This is a genomic window from Crocosphaera chwakensis CCY0110, assembly GCF_000169335.1.
Classification (GTDB): Bacteria; Cyanobacteriota; Cyanobacteriia; order Cyanobacteriales; family Microcystaceae; genus Crocosphaera; species Crocosphaera chwakensis.
Genome location: NZ_AAXW01000152.1, coordinates 1 through 1453 on the forward strand (window position 1 = coordinate 1; position 1453 = coordinate 1453).

The window sequence follows — 1453 nt, forward strand, 5'->3', positions numbered from 1 at the left end:
GAAAAGTTTATCGAGGCACAAGTCGCTAGTGGGAAATATAATTCTCCTCAAGAAGTTATAGATAAAATGTTTTTGGTTTTTGAACGTTTACAGTCTGAATATGACGAATGGGTAACAGAAACTAGAGCAAAAATACAAGAAGGTATTGAGTCTTTAGATAAGGAGGGAGGTATGGATGGTGAAACGGTTATTAACGAACTTTTAGAGAGATTCCAAAAAGCTAATTAAATTTATTAGAGAAAATAAAAGATTTAGAAGAAAACATTTATGAGAATACTGATAGTTTCTTGGAGAGATTAGTATCATGAATAAAGCTTATCTTTTAGAAGATGTTTGTGAACTTATAGTTGATTGTGAACATAAAACTGCCCCAACTCAAGAAACAGGTTATCCATCTATTAGAACTCCTAATATTGGTAGAGGTTCACTAATATTAGATAAAGTAAAACGAGTTTCAGAAGAAACATATAAAAAATGGACAAGGAGAGCTATTCCGACAACTGATGATTTAATTTTAGCTAGAGAAGCACCTGTAGGAAATGTTGCAATTATTCCGAGTAATTTAAAAGTTTGCCTTGGACAAAGAACGGTTCTTATTCGAGCTAATAAAAATAAAGTTTTTCCTCGTTATCTTTGCTATTTACTACTAGGAGATGAGATTCAAGGAAAGTTTTTTAGTTTATCTAATGGAGCAACAGTACATCATCTTAACGTCAAGGATATCCGTAATTTAGAACTACCTAAACTTCCACCTCTACCCACACAAAAAAAAATCGCTTCTATACTCTCAACCTATGATGACTTAATCGAAAACAACACCAAACGCATCAAAATATTAGAAGAAATGGCACAAACTATCTATAAGGAATGGTTTGTTAAATTTCGGTTTCCTGGCCACGAACAAGTAAAAATGGTTGAGTCTGAATTAGGTTTGATTCCTGAAGGTTGGGAAGTTAAAAAGCTAGGAAGAATAGCATCATTTAAGACAGGAAAACTTAATTCTAATGCAGCTAAACCAGATGGAATATATCCTTTTTTCACCTGCTCACAACAGATTTTTAGAACAGATACTTATTCTTTTGATACTGAATGTATAGTATTAGCAGGAAACAATGCTAATGGTATTTTTCATATCAAATATTTTAATGGCAAATTTGACGTTTATCAAAGAACCTATGTAATTCAAACTTTAGATAAACAAACAGCAAGTAATTACTATTTGTACTTTGCTATTAAAGAGCAATTAGAATTGTTGAAAAGTATTTCTACAGGTGCAGCTACAAAATTTCTAACTATCAAAATTCTCAACAACATCAACATCATAGTTAACAGTAATCAGATACAAGAACAGTTTTCCGATGTTATATCTACAGTATTTTCTCAGATAGATATACTACAAGAGAAAAACCAAAATCTTCGCAAAACCCGTGACTTACTATTACCGAAACTCATC

Annotated in this window: 2 protein-coding genes; both read left to right on the forward strand. The window is 31.8% G+C overall.

The genetic code is table 11. The features are described 5' to 3' along the window. A partial coding sequence (locus CY0110_RS27720) for a ribbon-helix-helix domain-containing protein (RefSeq protein ID WP_008279001.1) occupies positions 1-228 on the forward strand: 228 nt, incomplete at its 5' end. 76 nt (positions 229-304) lie between these two features. Continuing rightward, on the forward strand, positions 305-1453 hold a 1149-nt coding region (locus CY0110_RS27725; RefSeq protein WP_008279002.1), incomplete at its 3' end, for a restriction endonuclease subunit S.